Annotated in this window: 19 protein-coding genes; 12 read left to right on the top strand and 7 right to left on the bottom strand. The window is 68.4% G+C overall.

What is annotated here, in order from left to right:
- Nucleotides 1–150 precede the first annotated feature (150 nt).
- Together BEN78_16410 and BEN78_16405 are read left to right on the top strand one after the other, a co-directional pair.
- A complete protein-coding gene (locus tag BEN78_16410) occupies nt 151–903 on the top strand; it encodes a sulfurtransferase (GenBank protein ASR44713.1) in 753 nt (250 codons plus the stop codon).
- Nucleotides 900–1,121, top strand: a complete 222-nt coding sequence (locus BEN78_16405; protein ASR44712.1) for a hypothetical protein — start codon at nt 900–902, stop codon at nt 1,119–1,121. Before BEN78_16410 ends, BEN78_16405 begins: the two co-directional genes overlap by 4 nt.
- A gap of 78 nt (nt 1,122–1,199) precedes the next feature.
- On the opposite strand, the gene BEN78_16400 is transcribed toward BEN78_16405, so the two are convergent.
- On the bottom strand, nt 1,200–1,955 hold the full coding sequence (locus BEN78_16400) for a hypothetical protein (GenBank protein ID ASR44711.1): 756 nt from the start codon (nt 1,953–1,955) through the stop codon (nt 1,200–1,202).
- A 108-nt stretch (nt 1,956–2,063) separates the two neighbouring features.
- Nucleotides 2,064–3,893, bottom strand: a complete 1,830-nt coding sequence (locus BEN78_16395) for an ATP-dependent RNA helicase (protein ASR44710.1) — start codon at nt 3,891–3,893, stop codon at nt 2,064–2,066.
- Between the two features lie 334 nt (nt 3,894–4,227).
- On the opposite strand from BEN78_16395, the gene BEN78_16390 reads away from it, so the two are divergent.
- From BEN78_16390 to BEN78_16380, 3 genes are all read left to right on the top strand, one after another.
- Nucleotides 4,228–4,908, top strand: coding sequence for a glutathione S-transferase (locus BEN78_16390; GenBank protein ASR44709.1), 681 nt, complete (start codon nt 4,228–4,230; stop codon nt 4,906–4,908).
- Nucleotides 4,905–6,497, top strand: a complete 1,593-nt coding sequence (locus BEN78_16385; protein ID ASR44708.1) for a hypothetical protein — start codon at nt 4,905–4,907, stop codon at nt 6,495–6,497. The genes BEN78_16390 and BEN78_16385 overlap by 4 nt, the downstream gene beginning before the upstream one ends.
- Nucleotides 6,498–6,615: 118 nt before the next feature.
- Nucleotides 6,616–7,218, top strand: coding sequence for a hypothetical protein (locus BEN78_16380; GenBank protein ASR44707.1), 603 nt, complete (start codon nt 6,616–6,618; stop codon nt 7,216–7,218).
- Nucleotides 7,219–7,346: 128 nt separating this feature from the next.
- Here the strand turns inward: BEN78_16380 and BEN78_16375 are convergent, their stop codons facing one another.
- A complete protein-coding gene (locus tag BEN78_16375) occupies nt 7,347–7,916 on the bottom strand; it encodes a hypothetical protein (protein ID ASR45201.1) in 570 nt (189 codons plus the stop codon).
- A gap of 604 nt (nt 7,917–8,520) precedes the next feature.
- Between BEN78_16375 and BEN78_16370 the strand changes: the two genes are divergently transcribed.
- Nucleotides 8,521–10,416, top strand: coding sequence for an ABC transporter ATP-binding protein (locus tag BEN78_16370; protein ASR44706.1), 1,896 nt, complete (start codon nt 8,521–8,523; stop codon nt 10,414–10,416).
- Nucleotides 10,417–10,436: 20 nt separating this feature from the next.
- On the top strand, nt 10,437–11,786 hold the full coding sequence (locus tag BEN78_16365; protein ASR44705.1) for an aminodeoxychorismate synthase, component I: 1,350 nt from the start codon (nt 10,437–10,439) through the stop codon (nt 11,784–11,786).
- Between the two features lie 310 nt (nt 11,787–12,096).
- Here the strand turns inward: BEN78_16365 and BEN78_16360 are convergent, their stop codons facing one another.
- Together BEN78_16360 and BEN78_16355 are read right to left on the bottom strand one after the other, a co-directional pair.
- Nucleotides 12,097–13,173 (bottom strand): alanine racemase, encoded by a 1,077-nt coding sequence (locus BEN78_16360; GenBank protein ASR44704.1) that lies wholly within the window; start codon nt 13,171–13,173, stop codon nt 12,097–12,099.
- A 25-nt stretch (nt 13,174–13,198) separates the two neighbouring features.
- Nucleotides 13,199–14,515 carry a D-amino acid dehydrogenase small subunit gene (locus BEN78_16355; protein ASR44703.1) on the bottom strand — a complete coding sequence of 439 codons (1,317 nt, stop codon included), beginning with the start codon at nt 14,513–14,515 and terminating at the stop codon, nt 13,199–13,201.
- 153 nt (nt 14,516–14,668) lie between these two features.
- Here BEN78_16355 and BEN78_16350 point away from each other — a divergent pair, with 153 nt between their 5' ends.
- The 4 genes from BEN78_16350 to BEN78_16335 all read left to right on the top strand — a co-directional run bounded on the left by BEN78_16350 (nt 14,669) and on the right by BEN78_16335 (nt 19,378).
- Entirely contained in the window at nt 14,669–15,160 is a 492-nt protein-coding gene (locus BEN78_16350; GenBank protein ID ASR44702.1) for an AsnC family transcriptional regulator, read from the top strand.
- A 50-nt stretch (nt 15,161–15,210) separates the two neighbouring features.
- Nucleotides 15,211–15,861, top strand: a complete 651-nt coding sequence (locus BEN78_16345) for a DTW domain-containing protein (GenBank protein ASR44701.1) — start codon at nt 15,211–15,213, stop codon at nt 15,859–15,861.
- Between the two features lie 530 nt (nt 15,862–16,391).
- On the top strand, nt 16,392–17,162 hold the full coding sequence (locus BEN78_16340) for a 3-oxoacyl-ACP reductase (protein ID ASR44700.1): 771 nt from the start codon (nt 16,392–16,394) through the stop codon (nt 17,160–17,162).
- 137 nt (nt 17,163–17,299) lie between these two features.
- The gene (locus BEN78_16335; GenBank protein ASR44699.1) at nt 17,300–19,378 is read left to right on the top strand and encodes a hypothetical protein; all 2,079 of its coding nucleotides are present in this window, start codon (nt 17,300–17,302) and stop codon (nt 19,376–19,378) included.
- 48 nt (nt 19,379–19,426) lie between these two features.
- Here BEN78_16335 and BEN78_16330 read toward each other — a convergent pair whose 3' ends face one another.
- Both BEN78_16330 and BEN78_16325 read right to left on the bottom strand, forming a co-directional pair.
- Nucleotides 19,427–20,578 carry a hypothetical protein gene (locus BEN78_16330; protein ASR44698.1) on the bottom strand — a complete coding sequence of 384 codons (1,152 nt, stop codon included), beginning with the start codon at nt 20,576–20,578 and terminating at the stop codon, nt 19,427–19,429.
- Between the two features lie 526 nt (nt 20,579–21,104).
- Entirely contained in the window at nt 21,105–21,497 is a 393-nt protein-coding gene (locus BEN78_16325; protein ASR44697.1) for a hypothetical protein, read from the bottom strand.
- Between the two features lie 729 nt (nt 21,498–22,226).
- Between BEN78_16325 and BEN78_16320 the strand changes: the two genes are divergently transcribed.
- Complete coding sequence (locus BEN78_16320) at nt 22,227–22,424, top strand: hypothetical protein (GenBank protein ASR44696.1); 198 nt, start codon at nt 22,227–22,229, stop codon at nt 22,422–22,424.
- The last annotated feature ends 1,586 nt before the right edge of the window (nt 22,425–24,010 follow it).

The following is a 24,010-nucleotide window of genomic DNA, read 5'->3' as shown; positions in this document are numbered from 1 at the left end:
CGCGGGCGGAACGTCTCGACTACCAAGATTGGCGCACATGTCTCGCTCCGGTTGTTCGGCGCCCCGATCGTTCGCGCGCTTCCAACCGATTCCCGCAGGGAGCGCACGTCGGCGCAGAGGCCGTGGGCGGGCACCGCTACAATTGCGTCCATGATCGACAACCTCGCCGCCTACCACTTTGTTGCCATCGACGACCCGACTGCCGTCGCCGACTGGCTGCGCGCGCTGGCCGAAGCCGGCGAGCTGCGCGGTACGGTGCTTGTCGCGCCTGAGGGCATCAATCTGTTCCTGGCCGGCCGCGTCGAGGCGATCGATGCACTGGTCGCGGCGGTCCGCAGCGATCCCCGCTTCGCCACGCTGCAGGTCAAGCGCAGTCGCAGTGAATCGGTGCCGTTCGCGCGCCTGAAGGTCAAGGTCAAGCCCGAGATCATCAGCTTTCGCCGGCCCGACGCAATGCCCCTGGCCGCACCAGCGCGCGCGCCCGACGTCGCGCCCGAAGATCTGGCGCGCTGGATCGCGCAGGGCCACGACGATGCCGGTCGCCGGCTGGTGCTGCTCGACACGCGCAACCGCGAGGAGGTCGCCCACGGCAGCTTCGCCGGCGCGCTGACCCTGCCGATCGACAACTTCACCGAGCTGCCCGATGCGCTCGCGCCGCACCGCGACGGGCTGCGCGATGCGACCGTCGTGAGCTTCTGCACCGGCGGCATCCGGTGCGAGAAAGCGGCGCTTTGGATGCGCGCCGACGGCATGGACAACGTGTTGCAGCTCGACGGCGGCATCCTGGGCTACTTCGAGCGCGTGGGCGGCTTCGGCTACGACGGCCGCTGCTTCGTCTTCGACGACCGCGTCGCGCTCGACCCCGCACTGCGCCCGCTGCACGACGGCGCGGAGGCCGCATGAGCTGGCTCGGCTTCGTGCTGGTCATCGTCGGCATCTGGCTCGCCTTCAAGGTGGCCGGCGTGGTGCTGCGTCTGCTGGTGACCGTCTTGATCCTGGTCGCCGCCTACTGGTGGCTGGCACCGTATCTGGGCTGGCCGCCGCTGGCCGAGGTCTGGCATGTGCTGGGGCCGGATGTCCGGCTGCCGGATGTATCGCTGCCGGACATCGGAACGCGGTAACGCGCGCACTGTGCCGCCCCGTCCGGCTCATCGTGGTGCATCGGCCCGCTGTGCTGGAGAGGAGGCGGGTGGGGCGGCTCAGCCAAACTCCCGCGACGGCAGCACGAAGCGGCGGTCGGGACGGCCGACCAGGTCGAGAAAGGTATTGAAGACCGCTTCGGCGCGCGCCTGCATCGGGGCGATGTGCTGGGCGGTGAGTGCGCGGATCGCCTCGGCGTCGTGCGGCAGGCCTGCGCTGGCGAGCTCGTCGCGATAGGCCGGCGTGCCGAGCCAGCGCTCGATCAGCGGCGCGTCCATCTCCAGGTGGAACTGGAACCCGTAGGCGTTGTCGCCGTAGCGGAAGGCCTGCTGCTCGCAACTGTCGGTGCGTGCCAGGTGCACGGCGCTGCTGGGGATGTCGAAATGCCGGCCATGCCACTGGAACACAGGCGCGCCTGCGCCGAGCGGGGCGAGCACGGGGTCGCTGAGCCCGGCCTCGGTGCTGCGTAGCGGATACCAGCCGATCTCCGGTCGTGCGATGCGCCGCACCGGCGCGCCGAGCACGTGCGCCAGCAACTGCGCGCCCAGGCAGATCCCCAGCACGGGACGGCCGAGTTCGAGCATGCGCTCGATCGCGCGCAACTCGGTCAGCAGGTGCGCCCGCGCATGCCGGTCCTCGACGTTCATCGGACCGCCCAGCACGATCAGGCCGCGGTAGCGGTCGACATTGGGCTGCGCATCGGGTTCGCGCTCGAAGTTGACGAAGCGGATTCGATGCCCACGCCGGCGGATCAGCGGATCGAGCGTCCCCAGCGGCTCGGCGGCGACATGCTGGAAGACAAGAATGCGGGGCATCCCCCGATTCTAGGCATTCCCAAAACCTGGGTCAGAGTCGAATTTCGACAACAACCGGGGTCAGAGTGGATTTTCGGGTGAAATTCGACTCTGACCGCGGTTTTGGAGTCAGTCGCGGCGGGGGCCTTTGCGCGGGCCGCCGGGGCGGAAGCCGGGCTTGCCGTGCGGCTTGCCTGCGAACGGCCGCTTGCCAGTGCGCGGCGGGGCGGCAGCCATGTCGGCCTCCTCGGCGCGGCGCATGCGGATCGACTGGCCGGCGACGCGGACTTTCTTCAGGTGCTCGAGCAGTTCGCGCGGCATGCCTTCGGGCAGGTCGACCAGGCTGTAGTCGTCGCGGATGTCGATCCGGCCGATGTAGCGGCTTTCCAGGTCGGCCTCGTTGGCGATCGCGCCGACGATGTTGCCCGGCTGCACGCCGTGCACGTAGCCGACTTCGATGCGGAAGGTCTCCATGCCCACGTCGGGCTCGCGCGGGCCCTGGTCGGGGCGCGGCGCGCGGGGCTCGCGGGGTTCCCGCGGTTCGCGTGCGGCGCGCGAGGCCTCGCGGCCGCCGGGTCGCTCGACGAACTCACGCTCGAACGGCTTCTCGGGCTTGCGCGGCGGGTCGAGCAGCAGCGGCGTGTCGCCCTGGACCAGGGTCGCCAGGGCCGCGGCGATCTCGACCGCGGGCACGTTGTGCTCGCGCTCGTAGCGTTCGACCAGATCGCGGAACTGCGCCAGCTGCGGGCTCTCCAGCGCGCCGGTGATCTTCTCCAGGAAGCGGTCGACGCGGCGCTCGTTGACGATCTCGACCGTCGGCAGTTGCATCTGCTCGATCTTCTGTCGGGTCGCGCGCTCGATCGCGCCGAGCATGCCGCGCTCGCGCGGGGCCACGAACAGGATCGCCTCGCCGCTGCGTCCGGCGCGGCCGGTGCGGCCGATCCGGTGCACGTAGCTCTCGGTGTCGTAGGGGATGTCGTAGTTGAGCACGTGGCTGATGCGCTCCACGTCCAGTCCGCGCGCGGCGACATCGGTCGCGACCAGCACGTCGATGCGGCCATCCTTGAGCTGCTGGATGGTCTTCTCGCGCTGCTTCTGGTCGAGGTCGCCGTTGATCGCGGCCGCGGCCAGGCCGCGCGCCGAGAGCTTCTCGGCCAGTTCTTCGGTCGCCAGCTTGGTGCGCGCGAAGATGATCATCGCGTCGAACGGCTCGGCTTCCAGGATCCGGGTCAGCGCATCGAGCTTGTTGGTGCCGCTGACCATCCAGTAGCGCTGGCGGATATTGGCGGCGGTCGTGGTGGTCGCCTTGATCGCGATCTCGACCGGCTCGCGCAGGTAGGTCTGCGCGATGCGCCGGATCTGCGTCGGCATCGTCGCCGAGAACAGCGCCACCTGGCGCGAGTCGGGCGTCTTCTTCAGCACGGCTTCGACATCGTCGATGAAGCCCATGCGCAGCATTTCGTCAGCCTCGTCGAGCACCAGCGCGCGCAGTTCGGACAGGTCCAGCGAGCCGCGCTCGAGGTGGTCGATCACGCGGCCGGGCGTGCCGACGATCACCTGCACGCCGCGCTTGAGCGCCGACAGCTGCTGGCCGTAGCCCTGGCCGCCGTAGATCGGCAGCACATGGAAGCCGGGCATGTGCGCGGCGTACTTCTGGAACGCCTCGGCGACCTGGATCGCCAGCTCACGGGTGGGGGCGAGCACCAGTGCCTGCGGCTTTTGGGCGGCCGGGTCGATGCGCGCCAGAATCGGCAGCGCGAATGCGGCGGTCTTGCCGGTGCCGGTCTGGGCCTGACCGAGCACGTCGCGGCCCTCGAGCAGCGGCGGAATGGTCGCGGCCTGGATCGGCGACGGCGACTCGTACCCCACGCCGGCCAGCGCGCGCAGCAGCGGCTCGGGCAGGGCGAGGTCGGTGAACTTGGGGGTCGAAGCGGGGGCGATGGGCGTCTCGGCGCTCATGGTGCGGTCTCTCGTAGCGCCGGCGCAGTGCCGGTCGGGGGAACCGCATAGTGTAACCCGCCATGGCGTCTGGATTGACGAAAGACGGCGCAAACACCAGGGGAACGCCGGTCAAGGGCGCAGCGCAGGCGTGGTCCCGGTTCTGGTGCGGGCACCTGCGATGAGGCCCGGCGAGGTCCTGATCCGGAGCGAGCGCAGCAAACGGGCATGGCCCATCGGGGGGGCAGACTTGCAGCGATTGCCGGGCCCCACGGTGCGCGGGCCACCCCGATTCTCCGCGTCTTGTCATGCCCTGGCCCATCATGGTGGCCACGAGCCGAACGCAGAGGACCCGATGGCGACGATCCGCGTGCATCACCTGAACAACTCCCGCTCCCAGCGCGTGCTGTGGTTGCTCGAGGAACTGGGGCAACCCTACGAGGTCGTGCGCTACCAGCGCGACGCCCGCACGATGCTCGCCCCCGAGACGCTGCGTGCGGTGCATCCGCTGGGCAAGTCGCCGGTGGTCGAGCTCGATGGCCGCGTACTGGTGGAGTCGGGGGCGATCGTCGAAACCCTGGTCGAGCGCTTCGACACCACACATACGCTGTCGCCCGAACCGGGCGACGAGGACGCACGGCTGCGCTACCGGCAATGGCTGCATTACGCCGAAGGCTCGGCGATGCCGCCGCTGCTGCTGACCCTGGTGATGGCGCGACTGCGCAGTGCGCCGATGCCGTTCTTCGTGCGGCCGATCGCACGCGGCATCGCCGACCGGACGATGCAGGCCTTCGTCGGCCCGCAACTGGGCACCCATCTTGGCTATGTCGAGCGCGAATTGCAGGCGCAGCCGTGGCTGCTCGGCGAGCGCTTCAGCGCGGCCGACATCCAGATGAGCTTTCCGCTGGAGGCCGCGGTGGCACGCGCCGGCGAGTACGTCGGTCCCCGCATCCGCGACTTCGTCGAGCGGATCCATGCGCGGCCAGCCTACCGACGCGCGCTCGAGGTCGGCGGTCCCTACGAGCTGGGGCGATGAGCGCGACGGTCCTGCCGCAGGTCGCGCTGGCGCATGGCCTGCGCTTCGACAACCGCTTCGTGCGCGAACTGCCGGGCGATGCCGAGGCCGGTAGCCGGCGGCGCCAGGTCGAGGGCGCGCTGTGGTCGCCGGTGCTGCCGACGCCGGTTGCCGCGCCGCGCCTGCTCGCGCATTCGGCCGAAATGGCGCAGGCGCTGGGCTTCGATGCCGACACCGTCGCCTCGCCGGCGTTCGCGCAGGTCTTCGGCGGCAACGCGCTGGCACCGGGCATGATGCCCTTCGCCGGAAACTACGGCGGGCACCAGTTCGGGCATTGGGCCGGGCAGCTCGGCGATGGCCGCGCGATCACACTGGGCGAGGGCGTCGCCGACGACGGCCAGCGCTGGGAACTGCAGCTCAAGGGCGCCGGTCCGACGCCGTACTCGCGCACGGCCGATGGGCGGGCGGTGCTGCGCTCGTCGATCCGCGAATTCATCTGCAGTGAGGCGATGCATCACCTGGGCATCCCGACCACCCGCGCGCTGTCGTTGGTGGCCACCGGCGATGCGGTCGTGCGCGACATGTTCTACGACGGCCATCCGGCCGCCGAGCCGGGCGCGGTGGTGTGTCGGGTCGCGCCGTCGTTCGTACGGTTCGGGCATTTCGAGCTGCCGGCCGCGCGCGGCGACCTTGCGCTGCTCAAGCGGCTGGCCGACTTCACGATCGCGCGCGACTTCCCGCATCTGGCCGGCCAGGGCGAGACGCGGTACGGCGACTGGTTCGCAGAGGTCTGTACCCGCACCGCGACAATGATCGCCGGCTGGATGCGCGTGGGCTTCGTGCACGGCGTCATGAACACCGACAACATGTCGATTCTGGGCCTGACGATCGACTACGGGCCGTATGGCTGGGTCGACGATTACGACCCGGAATGGACGCCCAACACCACCGATGCCCAGGGCCGGCGCTATCGCTTCGGTTGGCAGCCGCGCATCGCGCACTGGAACCTCGGGCGACTGGCGCAGGCGCTCGCGCCGCTGTTCGGTGAGGTCGCGCCGCTGCAGGCCGGGCTCGACGCCTATGCCGCTGGCTACGGCGCTGCCGATCGCAACAACACCGCCGCCAAGCTCGGTTTGCCGGATGCGCGCGAAGGCGACGTCGCGCTGATGCAGCGCCTGTACGGCCTGCTGCAGGCTGGAGAGGTCGATATGACGCTGTTCTTCCGAGGGCTGGCCGATCTCGACCCGGCCGCGCCGTCGCTCGATGTGGTCGACGAGGCGTTCTACGAGCCGGCGCGCCGTGCGGCGGTCGAGGACGGGCTGGTCGCGTGGTTGCGCGACTATGCCGCGCGCCTGGCCGACACCGCCGAACCTGCCGAGGGCCGGCGAGCGCGCATGCACGCGGCCAATCCGCGCTACGTGCCGCGCAACTACCTGGCCCAGCAGGCGATCGACCGCGCCGAGGGCGGCGATGCGGCGGGCATCGCGGAGTTGCTGGACGTGCTGCGCCGCCCCTACGCCGACCAGCCGGGGCGCGATGCCTTCGCCGGCCGCCGTCCGGACTGGGCGCGCACGAAGCCGGGCTGCTCGATGCTGTCGTGCAGTTCCTGACGGCGCGTGCCTGCCGGGGCGATCGCGCGGGGATGTGGCGCCGGTCGTGACCGCGGTCGCGGCCTGCCGACACGGGGCATGGCAGGCTGGCGTGGTCTCTGGCCGCCTGGAGTTATCCATGAAAGCGCTTGCCGCCTCGCTCTCGCTGCTGCTGCTCGCTGCGTGCTCCGACGCTGATCGTGCAACGACGCCCCCCAGCACCACGGCCGACCCCGGCGCTGCATCGCCATCGGACGCCCGCACCACGCCCGCTGCTTCGCTCGGCACAGCCGGCGCTGCGGCGCCGGCGCCGGAAACCGCCCCATTCTGTCCGGACGACGAGACCATCGTGTTCGGCTGCCGCCACGCGGCGGGCGTCGATGCGCTGTGCGGGTCGCCCGACGGCGCGCGCATGACCTACCGAAACGGCGCCGCGCAGGGCGCGGCGGCGCCCGCGGTCTATCCGTCCGACGACACCACGCCGTCGCAGGCATTTCGTGGCGGCACGTTGATGTACTCGGGCGGCGGCGGTGCCTTCCTGCGTTTCGACCACCAGGGGCAGGTCCATACGCTGTACACCGGCATCGGCCGTGGCTGGGAAAAGGCGGGCGTGGTGATCGCGTCGACTGGCGGCGCTGCAGTCGAGCGCAGTTGCGACGGTGATGCGGTCTCGCAGATCGGGCCCGCACTGTTCACGCAATACGGCATCCCAACCGACCCCGAAGGCTTCGAGATTCCCTGAGTGCGATGCGCGCGGTGCCCGGCATCAGGCGCGCCGATGGCCGGTCGCAGTGCAACCGGCCGAGCGCGTCAGTACCGGTACTCCGAGATGCACGCCGCCACCGGCCATCGCTGGTGGCGCAGCGGGGCTCAGTCCAGGATCGCGCTGGCGCGCGCGTAGTAGGCCTCGCGATCGGCCAGGCCATTGGTGCCGCCGTTGATCAGCCGCGTGACCTGGGTGAAGTTGCCGGCATCGGCGGCGGCATTGATGTCGCGGCTCTGCCAGTACCAGGCCGCTATCCGCGCGGCATTCTCGGGCTGCGCGGCGAGCTCGGGGTTGTTCACCAGGTCCAGGCCAAGGGCGCGCCCGGCCTCGGTGTAGTTGTGGCGGCCGGTCACCTGGATGTAGCCGCGGCCCTTGTAGCGCTCGCCGTCGCCCGGCTGGGTGTTGCCCAGGTCCGCGCGGCCTTCGTACGCCGCGCCGCTGGCGATCTCCTCCATGTAGTGGAAGCCGCCGCTCTCGTGCGCCAGCTGAGCGATGAACATCGCCTGGCGCTGCGGCGTGTCGATATTGGCCTCGGCCATCGCGGCGTTGAGGTGCGGCGCGACCGCCTCGGCCTTTGCGGCGCTGAGCGTCGGCACGATCTGCTGCAACTCGGCTGCGGTGACGCCGCCCGCGCCGCCTGTGGCTGGCGGTGCGGTCGGGTCCGGGCCCGTCACAGGACCGGCGCCGTCGCCACCGGTGCCGCCGCCCGTGCCGCCAGGCAGCTGGATGCGGTCGCCGACGCCAATCAGATCGGGGTTGCGAATCTGCGGGTTGGCCTCGAGCAGCGCCTGCACCGTCGTGCCGTTGGCCGAAGCGATGCCCGACAACGAGTCGCCGGGCTGCACGGTGTAGCTGCCGCCCGCCGCATTCGCGGCCTGGACGGTGTCGCCTGGGACGCTGATGCGATCGCCGGGATAGATGACATCGGGGTTCAGCACCTGCGGGTTCGCCGCCAGCAGCTTGTCGAGCGGCACACCGAGCTGTGCGGCCAGGCCGGACAGCGTATCGCCATGCTGGACAGTGACCGAGCGTCCGGAGGCCGGATCGGTGGCGGGCAGGGCGGCCTGCGGGCCGACGGCGGAAATGGCGTTCATCGACGTCTCCTTCGTGGCGGATCGCGATGCAGCGCATGCGGTGCGATCAGGTTGTCATCCTGGATACCGCCATGCCGCCGGCGCTCCAACTAGGGAAAGCCCTAAGGCGCCCGGTTCAGGGACGTTGGATCGTCGAGACTGAGACGGCGGTCCGGTCCGCGGCGCGGACCGCTACACTGTGCGGATGCCTTTGATGACCTTGAATGCCGTCGACTACAGCGTCGGCGGCCCTTTGCTGCTGGACGGTGTCGAGCTGTCGATCGACCGTGGCGAGCGGATCGCGCTGATCGGCCGCAACGGTGCCGGCAAGTCCACCCTGATGCGCCTGATCGATGGCGAGCTCAAGCCCGACGACGGCGAGATCCGCCGCGAGCAGGGCGTGCGCGTGACGCGCCTGGAGCAGGAAGTGCCCGCGGGCGCCGACGGCAGCATCTTCGACGTGGTGGCGGGCGGTCTGGGCGAGGCGGGCGCGGCGCTGGCCGAGTACCACCGCCTGCTGCACGCCGAGGACTACGACGCACTCGCCGACGTCCAGGCGCGCATCGACGCCCTCGACGGCTGGCGCATCGACCAGCGTGTGACCGAGGTCCTCGAACGCCTGCAGCTCGACGGCGATGCGGCATTCACCCGGCTGTCGGGCGGCATGAAGCGCCGCGTGCTGCTGGCGCGCGCAGTGGTGTCGGCGCCGGACATTCTGCTGCTCGACGAACCGACCAATCATCTTGATATCGCCGCGATCGACTGGCTCGAAGGCTTCCTCAAGCAGTGGCCCGGCGCGATCGTGTTCGTCACCCATGACCGCCGATTCCTGCGTTCGCTGGCCACGCGCATCATCGAGATCGATCGCGGCAAGCTCACCAGCTGGCCCGGCGACTGGGACAACTACGTGCGCCGCCGCGAGGAACGCCTCAACGCCGAAGCGCAGGAGCAGGCGCGTTTCGACAAGATGCTGGCGCAGGAAGAGGCCTGGATCCGCCAGGGCATCAAGGCCCGCCGCACCCGCGACGAAGGCCGTGTGCGCCGGCTCAAGGCGATGCGCGTCGAACGTGCGCAGCGCCGCGATCTCACCGGTAACGTGCGCATGGCGGCGGCCTCGGCCGGCAATTCCGGCAAGAAGGTCGTCGAGCTCAAAGACATCAGCTTCGGCTTCGGCGATCGCGTCCTGATCCGCGATTTCTCCACGACGATCTTCCGCGGCGATCGCATCGGCCTGATCGGCGCCAACGGCACCGGCAAGACCACGCTGCTCAAGCTGCTGTTGGGCGAACTGCAGCCGCAGACCGGTGAGGTGCGCGCGGGCACGCAGCTTCAGATCGCGTACTTCGACCAGTACCGCGCGACGCTGCGCGAGGACTGGAACGCGTTGGAGAACGTGGCCGAGGGTCAGGATTTCGTCGAGATCAACGGCACCCGCAAGCACGTGATCGGCTATCTGCAGGATTTCCTGTTCACGCCCGAGCGCGCGCGTGCGCCGATCACCCGCCTGTCGGGCGGCGAGCGCAACCGTCTGCTGCTGGCCAAGCTGTTCGCGCAGCCGTCCAACCTGCTGGTGATGGACGAACCGACCAACGACCTCGACGTCGAGACGCTGGAACTGCTCGAAGAACTGCTGGGCGAGTATCCCGGCACGCTGCTGCTGGTCAGCCACGACCGCGACTTCCTCGACAACGTGGTCACCTCGACGCTGGTGATGGAAGGCGAGGGTCACGTCGGCGAGTACATCGGCGGGTACGAGGACTGGCTGCGCCAACGCCCGCAGCCGGGCGAGGCGCTGCCGGCGATCACGCTCGCGGCGAAATCCGCGGCGAGCGCAGTGCAGGCCGCTTCGACGCCGGCCGTGGGCGAAGCGCCGGTCATGGCCAAGCGCAAGCTCAGCTACAAGGACCAGCGCGAGCTCGAACAGTTGCCCGGTCGCATCGAGCAGTTGGAGACCGATATCGCGCGCATGACCGAGGAGATGAACACGCCGGCGTTCTATCAGCGCGACGCCGCCGGCATCGCCGCGCATGGCCAGCAGTTGCAGCAGCTGCAGGACACGCTCGACGCCGCCTATCTGCGCTGGACCGAACTCGACACCTGACCTTCGACGACCGCCGCCCCGTGCTGATCACCCGACCGCTGCCCGCCGACACCGATCTGCTCGCGCTGCAGCGCGCCGCGCCCGCGCGCCATCCGCTGCTGCTGCAGTCGGTCGCGCACGGCACCGCACAATCGCGCTGGGACCTGCTGCTGGCGACCGACGGTGCCTTGCTGCGGCTGGACGCCGACGGCACCACCCGCGATGCCGACGGTCGCAGCCTCGAGGGCGCGTTTCTCGATCTGCTCGATGGCCAGTGGCGCGCCGCACGCATCGATCGCGACGAACCGCGCTGGCCCTTCCGCGGTGGCTGGGCGCTGTATCTGGGCTATGAGCTCGCCGGCCAGGTCGAGCCCGTGCTGGACCTGCCGGCCGCTGTCGGCCATCTGCCGGTCGCGATGGCCTGGCGCTGCCCGGCCGCGGTGCTGCGCGACCATGCCACCGGCGAGGTCGTCGCGGTCGCCGAACCCGGCCACGCTGCCTTGCTCGATGCGCTGACCGAGGCGGCCTCGGTGTCGCCCGCGCCGTTGCCGGCCTGGCGCGCGCCGCTCGCGCTCGACGAAGACGCCCCGTCGCGCTTCACCGACGGTGTGCGCCGTGTGCTCGACTACCTCGCCGCCGGCGACGTGTTCCAGGCCAACCTCTCGCGCGGCTGGCGTGCGACCTTCGACGGCGCGCTCGATCCTGCCGCGCTCTACGCCCGCCTGCGCGAGCACAACCCCGCGCCATTCGCCGGTCTGCTGCAGGGTGCGGGCTGGGCGGTCGCCAGCGCCTCGCCCGAGCGTCTGGTTTCGGTGCGCGGCGATCTGGTCGAGACCCGGCCGATCGCCGGCACCCGCGCCCGCTTCGACGGCGACGACGACCTGGCCCGCGTGCAGGAGCTGGTCGGCCATCCGAAGGAGCGCGCCGAGCACGTGATGCTGGTGGACCTGGAGCGCAACGACCTGGGACGCGTATGCGTGGCCGGCAGCGTCGAAGTCGACGAGCTGATGTGCGTGGAAAGCTATGCCCACGTGCACCATATCGTCAGCAACGTCCGTGGCCGGCTGCGCTCCGATGCGACGCCTGGGCGGACGATCGCCGCGGTGTTCCCCGGCGGCACGATCACCGGCTGCCCGAAGGTCCGCTGCATGCAGATCATCGCCGAACTCGAAGGGCAGGGCCGCGGCGCCTACACCGGCGCGATGGGCTGGCTCAACCGCGACGGCGACCTCGACCTCAACATCCTGATCCGCAGCGCCGAGATCGAAGGCGACACCGCCCGCTTCCGTACCGGCGCCGGCATCGTGGCCGACTCCGACCCCCAGCGCGAACTCGACGAGACCCGGGCCAAGGCCCGCGGCACCCTCCGCGCGCTGGGGTGCGATGGCTGACGCGTTCTTCGCGCGACGAAGGACGCCCTCTGCGATGACCTCCCGCCCGCGGGGGGAAGTCGGCGCGCATCGCGAGTCGAGTGAGGCAGGAGCTCGCGAAAAGCAGCCCCCATCCCAACCTTCCCCCGTAAAAAACGGGGGAAGGAGTTAAAGCGTCATCGCGCGGGATCACCTCCCCGCTCGCGGGGAGGTCGGCGCGCATCGCGCGCCGGGTGGGGGCATGGGCTCGTCGCGTAAAGCACCCCCTTCCCAACCTTCCACCCGTAAAGGGCGCAATGCCCCGTAAAACGGGGGAAGGAGGCAAGCGCTGTCAGTGCTCCGCCATCGACACCAGTGGCACGCGCTTGACGCCACACAGCAGCCGGTACGCGCTTGTCTGGCTGCGGGCGACGACCTCGCCGGCCGGGACCTGGCGGCCCCACAGTTCGACACGGCTGCCGACGCCAGCGTCCGGATGCTCGGTCAGGTCGACGGTGAGCATGTCCATCGACACCCGCCCGATCAACTGGCCCGGGCGCCCGTCGATCGCGACCGGCGTGCCGGTGGCGGCGAACTGCGGATAGCCGTCCGCGTAGCCCATCGCCACGACGCCCACGCGCGTCGGACGCGGTGTGACGAACGTGCCGCCGTAGCCCACGGGTTCGCCGGCCGGCAGCTCGCGCACGGCGATGACCTGCGACTCGAGCGTCATCACTGGCTGCAACTGCGCCGCGGCCAGATGGCCCGGCGCGAACGGCGAGGCGCCATAGAGCATCAGCCCGGCGCGCCCCCAGTCGCCGCGCGCCTGCGGCCAGGCGAGCAGGGCGGGGGAGTTGCACAGGCTGGTCTCGCCCGGCAGGTCGGCAGTGACCGTGGCGAACGTGGCGATCTGCTCGCGCGTGCGGTCATGCGCAGGCTCGTCGGCACGCGAGAAGTGGGTCATCTTCACCAGACGGCCGACCTGCGGCAGCGCGCGCAGCCGGTGCCAAGTGTCGGCGTAGGCATCGGGATCGATCCCGACGCGGTGCATGCCCGAATCGAGCTTGAGCCACACGTCCAGCGGCCGCGACACCGTCGCGCGCGCGAGCGCCTCGACCTGCCAGGGCGCGTGCACCACCATCCACAGATCGTGCTCGGCAACCAACGGCAGCTCATCGGCGGCGAGCACGCCCTCCAGCAGCAGGATCGGTGCGGTGATGCCCGCTTCGCGCAGCGTCAGCGCTTCTTCCAGGAACGCGACCGCGAACCCGTCGGCTTCGCTCGACAGTGCCTGTGCGCAGCGCACCGCGCCGTGGCCATAGGCATCGGCCTTGATCACCGCCAGGGCCTTGCCGCCGCCGAGCCGGCGAGCGAGTCGATAGTTGTGGCGCAGGGCGTCGAGGTCGATCAGCGCGCGAGCGGGGCGCATTGCGGTGTCCTTGCTGCGGAGAAAATCAGCGCGCCATTGTCGCGCCTGCGACGCTGCGCGTGTCCGACCGCGACGCAGTGTCCCGCGCGTGTCCGTAGCGAGAGAGGTCGAGCCCGTCGCCGCGGATCGCGGTCGGTTGCATCGCCATCAGGTCGGCCAGATAACGCCCGGAGCCACAGGCCATCGTCCACCCCAGCGTGCCGTGGCCGGTGTTGAGGAACAGGTTCCGGTAGCGGGTGGCGCCGACCACGGGTGTGCCGTCGGGCGTGGTCGGCCGCAGGCCGGTCCAGAAATCGGCCGCAGCGAGGTCGCCACCACGCGGATACAGGTCGCCGACCACTTTCTCCAGCGTCGCGCGCCGACGCGGGTCCAGGCGCATGTCGAAGCCGGCGACTTCGGCCATGCCGCCGACGCGGATGCGAGTGTCGAAGCGGGTGATCGCGACCTTGTAGCTCTCATCGAGCACCGTGGAGACCGGCGCCATCGCCGGGTCGCGGATCGGGATCGTCAGCGAATAGCCCTTGAGCGGGTACACCGGCACGTCCAGACCCAGCGGCCGCAACAAGGCCGGCGACCAACTGCCCAGCGCCATCACATAGCGGTCGAAACGTTCCAGGCGACCATCGATGCGCACGCCGTCGATCCGGTCGCCGCTGCCCTCGATGCGCTCGATCGTCTGTCCGAAGCGGAATGTCACGCCCGCGTCCCGGGCCAGTTCGGTCAGCCGCTCGGTGAACAGCCGGCAGTCGCCGGTCTGGTCATCGGGCAGGCGCAGCGCGCCGGTCAGGCGGTCGGCGACGCCGGCCAGCGCCGGCTCCACACGCGCGATGCCGGCGCGGTCGAGCAGTTCGTAGGGCACCCCGGCCTCGTCGAGCACTGCGGTGTCGCGCCCGGCGTGATCGAGCTGCGCCTGGGTGCGGAACACCTGGAGCGTGCCCAACTGGCGCGCCTCGTAGGCGATGCCGGTCTCGGCGCGCAGCGCGTCCAGGCAGTCGCGGCTGTACTCGGCCAGCCGCACCATCCGCTCCTTGTTCACCGCATAACGTGCGGCGGTGCAGTTGCGCAGCATCTGCGCCAGCCACAGGTACTGCTGCGGATCGGAGGTGAGCCGGATTGCCAGCGGTGCGTGCCGTTGCATCAACCAGCGGATCGCCTTGAACGGCACGCCCGGCGCCGCCCACGGCGACGCGTAGCCGGGCGAGATCTGGCCGGCGTTGGCGTGGCTGGTCTCGCAGGCCGGGCCGTTCGCCCGGTCGACCACCATCACCTCGAACCCGGCGCGCGCCAGATACCAGGCGCTCGTCACGCCGATCACACCGCTCCCCAGCACCAGCACCCGCATGTGCGCGACTCCGCAAGACATTTCGCCGGCGCAGGGCGCGGCCGGCACGCAATCCGCGCAGTATAGTGGCGGTCCGATAGTCGATTCCGCTGTTTTGAGGCACGGTTCACGGCGGATTGTCCTGTCGCGCGCCGCTCTTGCCCGGAGTTTTTCATGCCCGTCCCGCGCACCACCCGCAGCCGCCCGCTCGACCGCATCGACGCGCGCATCCTGCGCATCCTGCAGGAGGATGCGCGCATCTCGTTCACTGAGCTCGGCGAGCGCGTCGGGCTGTCGACGACGCCATGCACCGAACGCGTCCGCCGGCTCGAGCGCGAGGGCGTGATCCAGGGCTATCACGCCCGGCTCGACCCCGCGCGGCTGAAGGCCGGGCTGCTGGTCTTCGTGCAGATCGGCCTGGCCTACAAGTCCGCCGATATCTTCGAGGAATTCCGCCGCGCCGCCCTGCGCGTGCCCAACGTGCTCGAGTGTCACCTGATGTCCGGCGATTTCGACTACCTGATCAAGGCCCGCATCCCGGAGATGGCCGCCTATCGCGAACTGCTCGGCAGCAGCCTGCTGACGCTGCCGCATGTGCGCGAATCGCGTAGCTACATCGTGATGGAGGAGATCAAGGAGACGCTGGCGCTCGCGATCCCCGACTGAGACGGCGGACAGCGCGTCCGCCCAACGTCTCACCGACGCCCGCCCTTGCCATGGCCCGCATCCGCTGCCCCCGCTGCCTGCGCCCGGTCTCGCATTGCCTGTGCGCGTGGATCCCCGATCTGCCCAGTCGCAGTCGGGTCCTCGTGCTGCAGCACCCCGACGAGGCCGCGCATCCGCTCAACACCGCGCGGCTGGCCGCCCTCGGCTTGCGCCACGCCACGCTGTGGGTGGGCGAGCGGTTTGCCGACCTGCCGGCCTGGCTCGAGGCGCCCGGTGTGCGTGCGCTGCTGCTGTTTCCGGGCGAGACGGCCGTCGATCCCGAGGCCTGGACGGCGGCAGGCGAGGGCGCGCAGACGCTGCTCGTCGTGCCGGACGGCACCTGGCGCACGGCGCGTCGCCTGCTGCGCCTGAACCCCGAGCTCGCCGCGCTGCCGCGCCTGGCGCTCGCGCCGGACCGGCTCTCGCGCTACCGCGTGCGCCGCGCCCGCGAACCGCATGCGCTCGCGACCGTCGAAGCGATCGCCGCCGCACTCGACGTGCTCGAGCCCGGCGGCGGCTTCGAGGCGTTGCTCGCCCCGTTCGACGCGATGGTCGACAGGCAGATCGCGGCGCAGGCAAAGCGGGAGGCGGGCGAGGCGGGCGAGGCGGGGGTGTCGGCAGATACCGCGATTACGGACGAGGCCGGGGCTGCAGACAGGTAAGCCGTGGATGGCGCATGACGTGCGTTGTGCTCTCGCATGCGTGTTCGTGGGGGGGGCGCCATCGCGCCAGTCCGTGCCCCCACCCGCCACGCTGCGCGTGTCGACCTCCCCCACGCGTGGGGGAGGTGACCTTGCAACGCCACGCGGCTACTTCGTTCCCCGCTTGCAGTCAGGATGACGCCCCGCTTTGCTCCTTCCCCCGCTTGCGGGGCATTGCGCCCTTTACGGGTGGAAGGTTGGGATGGGGGGCGCTTTTCATGCCTGGGTCTGCTCCCCTCCGAGACGCTGCGCGCGTTGTTCCTTGCGGCGGATGTGTCTATGCGTCTCTGCACGGGTTACTTCGTTTCCATTTGCAGTGAAGGGCGCGCGTGCTACTCCTTCCCCCCCACTTGCGGGACATTGCGCCCTTTACCGTTGGAGGGCTGGGATGGGCGTGCTTCTCGCACATTCCGATCCGCTGGTCGCACGCGCCTTCAACCCGCGCAGCAATGGCATGCTTGCCGACTGTCCTCGCTTTTACGGATTTGCCGATGTCCCTCCCGCTCTCCGACCAGATCGTCCTCGTCACCGGTGGCGCCCGCGGCCTGGGGGCCGCGATCGTGCGCGCGTTCCTGGGCCAGGGCGCACGCGTGGTGGTCAATCATTTCCGCAGTGCTGCGGCCGCGCAGGCGCTGCAGGACGAATTTGGTCCCGAGCGCGCGCTCTCGCTGCGCGCCGATGTCACCGACCCCAAGCAGGTCGCGGCGTTGTTCGAGCAAGCGCGCGTCCGGTTCGGTGCGCCGGTGACCACCGTGGTCAACAACGCACTCGTCGATTTCGCGTTCGACGGCGATGCCCGCCCGCAGGGCGAGACGATCGAATGGACGCGGTTTTCCGCGCAGTTCGAGGGCAGCGTGCGCGGGGCACTGAATACGATCCAGGCCGCCGCGCCCGGCATGCGCGAGCGCGGCTTCGGGCGCGTGATCAACATCGGCACCAACCTGTTCCAGAACCCGGTCGTCCCGTACCACGACTACACAGCGGCCAAGGCCGCGCTGCTCTCGCTCACGCGCACGATGGCCGCCGACCTCGGTCCGCACGGCATCACCGTGAATATGCTGTCGGGCGGGCTGCTGCGGACCACCGATGCGAGCGCCGCGACCCCCGAGGCGGTGTTCGACCTGATCGCCGCCAGCACCCCGCTGCGCCGCGTGACCACGCCGGCCGAATTCGCCGACGCGGTGCTGTTCTTCGCCTCGCCATGGGCCCGCGCCGTGACCGGGCAGAACCTCGTCGTCGACGGCGGCCTGGTCAAGGACTGATCGGTCGCGGCTGATGCGACCGCCCCCGCGCACGCTGCCGCGACGGCGACCTGCAACCGGTGCACACTGCACCCGGGCATCCGCCAAGGCCGGTGGCAGGCATCGGCCGCGTTCGACGCAGGCACGCAGGAGGCAGCATGGCGACCACGACGACCCGCGCCGGCAAGGCGCTGCGCACCACGGCGGCCACGCCGCGGCTGTTCGACGCCCGGCCCGACACCGCCGACTTCCGCGACCGCATGTTCGAGCCCACGCTGGTCGACGTGCCCTCTGAGATGCCGCTCGAGCACTTCCTCGCGCTGAAGGTGCCCGTGCTCGACCAGCGCAGCGACGGCGCCTGCACCGCCTACGGCCTGGCCACCGTGGCCCACACACTGCTGCGCCGCCGCCGGCCCGAGCCGGTCACTCGGCGCGTGAGCACGCGCATGCTCTACGACATGGCACGCCGCTACGACGAATGGGAAGGCGAGGACTACACCGGCTCGAGCTGCCGCGGCGCGATGAAGGGCTGGCACCGCCACGGTGTCTGCGCCGAAGAGTGCTGGCCGGCCCGCCCCGGGCCGCTGCACGAGGTCTACACCGAGGAACGCGCCCGGGCCGCGCAGGAACATCCGCTCGGCGCCTACTACCGCGTCAACCACAAGGACCTGGTGGCGATGCATGCTGCCTTTGCCGAGGCCGGCGTGCTCTACGCCTCGGCCGCCGTGCACGACGGCTGGCTCGCGCCACCGGCCACCGGCGTCATCACCTGGGCCGAGCAGCCGGTCGCCGGCTGGCATGCGTTCGCGATCGTCGGCTATGACCGCGATGGCTTCTGGCTACAGAACTCCTGGGGCACGCGCTGGGGCCGACGCGGTTACGGCTGGGTGAGCTACGACGAATGGCTGCAGCGCGGCACCGACGTCTGGGTGGCGCGGCTGGCCGTGCCGGTGCGCCTGCAGCGCGTCCAGGCCACGGCCACCAGCAACTCGTTCCTGGCCCGTCAGTCCAACAGCTACGCCCAGGCCGACCTGCGCCCGCACATCGTCAGCCTGGGCAACGACGGCCGCCTGCGCACGACCGGCCGCTTCGGCACCAGCCAGGACGCCGTGCGCCACCTGGTGCGCGACGATCTGCCGCGCATCACCCGCGACTGGCCGAAGAAGCGCATCGCGCTCTATGCGCACGGCGGCCTGGTGCCCGAGGAAGCCGCCATCCAGCGCGTCGCCGATCTGCGCGAGCTGATGCTGCCGCAGCAGGTCTATCCGCTGTGCTTCGTCTGGAAGACCGGCTTCTGGAACACGCTGGGCAACCTGCTGCGCGATGCCGTGCGCCCGCGCACCGAGGGGCTGATGGACCGCGCCAAGGGCCTGCTGCTCGACCGCGTCGACGACACCATCGAGCCACTGGCCCGCGCTCTGGGCGGCAAGGCGTTGTGGGACGAAATGAAGGAGAACGCCCTGCTGGCAACCAATGCCGTCGTGCGCAGCGGCGATGCGATCACCGAAGCCGGCGGCGCGGCCCAGGTCGCCCGCCTCCTGGGCGAATGGATGCAGGCCGACCCCGACGTGGAACTGCACCTGGTCGGCCACAGCGCCGGGGCGGTGCTGCTGGCGCCGCTGGCGCAGTTGCTGACCGGCGACGGCCGCGTCGCCGACGGCCCGGCCGCCACGATGCAGGGCATCGGCCAGCGTATCGCCAGCCTCACGCTATGGGCGCCCGCGATGACCATGGACCTGTTCGAGCAGACCTTCCTGCCGGCGCTGCAAAACGAACGCATCGGCCACGCCGCGCTGTTCACGCTGACCGACCGTGCCGAGCAGGACGACCATTGCGCGCGCGTCTACAACAAGTCCCTGCTGTACCTCGTGGCCCATGCCTTCGAGGTCCGGGCGCGGAGCTGGGTACGCAGCGAACACCGCCATGGCACCCCGTTGCTGGGCATGGCCCGCTTCATCGAGGCCCACGCCGGCATCCGCGACCTGCTGGCCACCGATCGCCTGGACTGGATCCCGTCGCCCGCGCGCGAACCGCCCGCCACGGTGGCCGACGGCAGCGCCGCAACCCGGCACGGCGATTTCGACGACGACCCGGAAACCCTGCAGGCCACCGTGTGCCGGATCCTTGGCCGTCGCGACGGCCGCGTTCCGGTACGCATCCACCGTACCGAATCCGGGCTGGAGGAAAGCCGCAACCGGCTGTGCGAGGCGTTGGACGCCGCGCCGCCGCTACGCTAGGCGAGGGCGGCGCGCATCATCGCGTCGGCCATCGAAGGCCGGCGATGCTCAGGGCGCCTCGAGCCGGCACCGCGGCGGGGAAAACATCGTGTTCGCGCACGGCGACCTGCCCAGCTGGACGAGCCGCAGGCTGTCCAGTACCGCTGCATGCCGCACCACGGCCGCCAGCCAGCGGATCTCGAATTGCGAGCCGATGCAGGCGCCAGGGCCAGCGGAGAAGGGCATGAATGCGGCCGGTCGTGGGTCCTCCTGCCAGCGCTGGGGCGCGAAGGCGCGCGCATCGGGCCAGGCGTCGCGATGCCGATGCAACACGAACACCGGAATCACCAGGTCGTCGTCGCGCAGCGCCTTGACCGGCCCCACCTGATGGTCCTTGAGCACGCGTCGGCCATGCGCCGAGGCCGGCGGCCACAGGCGCAGCAACTCCAGCGCGACGTGCTCGGGCTTGCAGGCGAACAGCAGGGCCCGCGTCTCGGCGGAGGTGTCGATGCCGGCCACCGCGTCCATGTGCAACACGCACGCGAGCCACGCCAGCATCACGCCCGACGCGCCGACCACCGACAGCACGGCGTGCAGGTAGACCTCGCCGCGCGCGGCTCCCGTCAGGACGCCATCGGTACGCAACACCGCCGGCAGCTCGGCATCGCAGGTCGTGAGCATCGCCGCGACCCGCGAGGCCAGCCCCTGGGCGCGTGCGATCTGCGCATCGTCGAGTTGCGCATTGACGAGCTTGGCGTGGAAGACATCGCCGATGTACACCCGGACCGCGGCTGCCAGTTCGGGATTGCAGTCGAAGCCCAGCATGTCAGCGACCGAATCGAGCGCGGCCAGCAGGGCGGCGCGATGCAGATCGCCCGAGGCCGCCGCGAGCGCCACGACCGCGACACGCGCTGCCGCATCGACATCGTGCCGAGCGGCCGCACCGTGCAGCCAGCGGTTGAGTTCGGTGACCGTGGCGGCGGGCACCCGCTGCTTGTCGCCGAACTGCCACACGCTCGGCTCGCGCGCCAGGCAGTTGTCGCTGTCGAGCAAGGCCCGGCGTGCCAGCGCGGCATCGCACACCACCACATCACCGATCCAGGCACGGTAGACCGGCCGGCGCTCGCACTTGCGCAGCAACGCCTTCATGCGGCGCCAACCCGCGTTGTCGGCGACGCGGCCGCCCAGGAATCGGCCCACGACGGGGAGCTTGTCGAGCATGGATGTCCTTCTCCACAAAACAAACGCCGCGCAGCATGACGCTACGCGGCGCAGTGTCGACGCGCGACTCAGCCCAGATAGATGCTCGGCCAGAGGTAGGCGTACTTCCACACGGCCTTCTGGCGGCCAGACCCGGTACGCAGCACCGAACGCACGAAACGCTTCATGATCCTGTCTCCTTGTGTCGTCATGAGATCGAGAACAACGGGGCAAACCGCCGATACGACCGCAAACCGACCGCGGGACATACCGACACCCGTTGCGTTCCAACTGTCCTAGCGCGAACCGATGCGTCTGCGCATCTTCCCCCACAAGCGCCGCGATCCGCGCCGCCAGTCTAGGCACAGTTTTTGGTTGCGTGCAATCGCTGGCCGCGCCGCTGCTCTAAAGGGGGGGTGCCATGGCAGCGCGTTGGGCAGAGAATGCGCGCAGCGGCGTCGAGACGGACGAGTCGCGGGACATTCGAAGGTCCTACAAAGAAGCCCCGCACGAAGCGGGGCTGCTCACTTGCCCGAGTGCTTACCCGTCACGGGGCGCCAAGCGCCATCCGGGCGATGTAACCCGACCGGCTTTCGCCGGCCGCCCGGGCCCGCTCGTCGAGCCGATGCAGCACGCGGCGCGGAATACTGATATTCACCCGCTCGATTCGATCGTCGAGCGCGGCGGGATCGACCTTGACGAAGCCGAACGTCCAGCCCGAGTAATCGTCCTCGTTCGCCCAGCGCGCCACGGTGGAGGGCGCAGGAATCTCCATGCCCTGATCGATGGCGGCCTCGATCCAGTGATGGATCGCCTCTTCAGCATGCGTCATGGCCTCGTCGATCGTGTCGCCGGCCGAAAAACAGCCCGGGAGATCGGGAACGACAACACCGAACGCCGTGCCGTCATCGCCCGGTTCGATTGCGATTGGATAGCGCATAGGGCCTCCTCAAATGCCTGCGGCCTTCTTCAGTTTCGCCACCAGTCCCCGGTCGAGGTCTTTCTTGGGGTGCGGGATCGAGAGGGGGTAATGACTTGGCTTGGTGAAGATGTGGTGCGACGTCGAGCGTCTTTACATACACTCGTGAGTACTTCGAGTGCCGTCTGAAGGAGCAAGGCAATCCTAGAGATGTAATTATCAAGACTTCTTGTCTGGTCGATGAGCGGAAGTATCCATGGTTTGGCCGAATCGGAAAATTCTTTGTTCTTCTATGCGTGTATTTCCTTAGGCGCATGCTCTTGGTGTTTAGACGTATTGCAGATAAATTAATTTCCCATATAAAATAGGAATTAATATGACTTGCGAAGCGGGCTCAAGTTAAATGAATTGTTATCCGGCGCCGCGACCGGCCAAAGCCCGAAGATAAGCGATTCCTGAGTGTGTGAGGGTATCCCTGTAGAGCCCATGCTCGCGGAGATCTTCGATGAAACGAGGTGGGAGATTTCGAATAATCTCTTCAAAGCGACGCCTGATGCTTGGCGGTGACGATTCTAGGATCTCACTTCGACCAATTTTGTCCACAACATGGCTTAAGGCGAAGCTGTTCATAGCTTTGTCTTCAGGAAGCTCCGCAGACGACGATGAGACCTTCGATCTGACCTTGTCCATCAAGATCCTTCTATTGATTTTAGATATCTCAAGCTGAGCATCTTCAAGTTCTTTCTCTTTTTGCTTGAGTTGTTCGGTAATCTGTTCTTTCTCTCCAGCCTGCAGCTGCGATCTCTCAAGAAGATCTCGGACAATGCTATTGCGCGCCTCTATGGTCTTCCGAAGATCCTCTTTCTCTTCCTCAAGCTTTTGCTTCGTTCGCTCTATCTCCTCAGGGTTGTTCGGCTTAGAGCCAGCCTGAAAATAGCTTCGCATTGATGCATAGCCTTCGTCTAGATTTCTGAGTCGCTCTCCGAATCCGCTCTCCATCTTGGCAAGAAGCTGAGCTATGTCACGGGTGAACTTGTAGGTATTGTCATAGAAAGTGTTGCTCGTTTCAGTTGCCTTGAAATAAAAAAGCGCCGATAGCCACATCGCGAACAGGGCTAGCAGTAGCGAAATCAGTGTGGCGGCATCGAGCGCAACCGAGAACGGAGTTGTCAGAGTTTTTATACATAGAACAATGGTAATTGCCGCAAGACTTGCAGCCTTGGAAAGGCCCCATAAATCTCGCTTCGGCTTCTGGCTTTGCTCTGAACTCATCGGAATCCTCTTCTTGTAGTAGCTATATAGCGCCTGAATTAAGCGGCGAGGTGCCGCGAAGCGGTATCGGCTTGCATGAATTGTTAAAAATCAAACGTGCGGCCATAGGCTCGCGACGTAGGCGAGCTCCGCATCCACCATAGGTTTGAAATTTTTCCCAGTGGCTGAGTAGGTGAAAAGCTTGCTGTTGCGAACGTCCAGGACGCTGAACTGCGTGCCGGCAGCGTGTGATGCGCCAAGAACATGGTTCATGAGCGTGACAATCAGATCTGCCTTTGTTTTGGCCAGTGCGTCGGTTTTTAGGTAGAGCTTCACGACGTGTGCTTGACCATTGACCTTCAGTCCAATCTCTGGGTTGATTGCAACGTCAATTCCCGAGGTAGTGTAGGTATCTCCAGGCGGGACAAACCACTCAAGCGTCTTTTGTCCCCACCACTTCTTGTATCCAGCAACCATGGGTGGGTAGTTAGCGGCTTTCTTTGGGTCCGCAAGCCCCTTGGTCAAGTTAGCCAGGTCGGCTTTAGAACCGCCCTTTCTGTGGAGCGAGACAAGGCCTTCTCGAAGTGGCTTGTAAAAATCCGTCGCCGGATCGTAGGCCTGTCTATTTTTAAGCTGACTGACCTTCGTTGCTTTTGGACTCCCTGACTTCGTCACGACCTCTATAAGATCCGTGAGCGTGATTCGTGGCACGAAACTCTCCTTGTGATGCCTAACGCCTACTGGACCGCTTAAACGCGGTGGTGCACGCAGTATGGCGCAGGTTAGGGGCGGTGGAAACAGGCAGAACCTGCCATCCATCAGTAGGTTGCCGGGTCGCGCCCGGTCCCGCATACGGGGGGTGCCGTTGTGTTATCCGGCGATTGAAAAGGCGTATGCATTGCCCCTGCGAACAGGTTGGCGTAACGGAGCGGAGACCGCCCAGATTGCTGTAGCAAGTTCGCGATTGACGGTGGGTTCGGCGCGCTACAGCTTGCGGCGGAGAAGGCTCCTTTCGGAGGGTTGATCCGATTCTACCTGGCTGACGGCCAGCCCTTGCTGGCGGACAAGAAGCGCATCGGTAGAGGCCTTCCTGGCACGGCTGGCAGCACTCGCAGATTCTGGGCGCAGCAGCTGAGAATGCCCTTGACACCTCGGTTTGCCCGTCGCAGACTCAATCCCAAGGAGCGTCGAAACTCCTCTACGAGCGGTCCCCACCTCCGTCAAACTGGTGGGTTTTTTGTGCCCGTGCGCTTGCGGGCATGGACCGACGCGATGCCTGCGTC

This window comes from Xanthomonas citri pv. mangiferaeindicae (assembly GCA_002240395.1).
In the GTDB taxonomy this organism is placed as follows: domain Bacteria; phylum Pseudomonadota; class Gammaproteobacteria; order Xanthomonadales; family Xanthomonadaceae; genus Luteimonas; species Luteimonas citri_A.
This window is presented reverse-complemented; position numbering and strand designations above follow the sequence as displayed.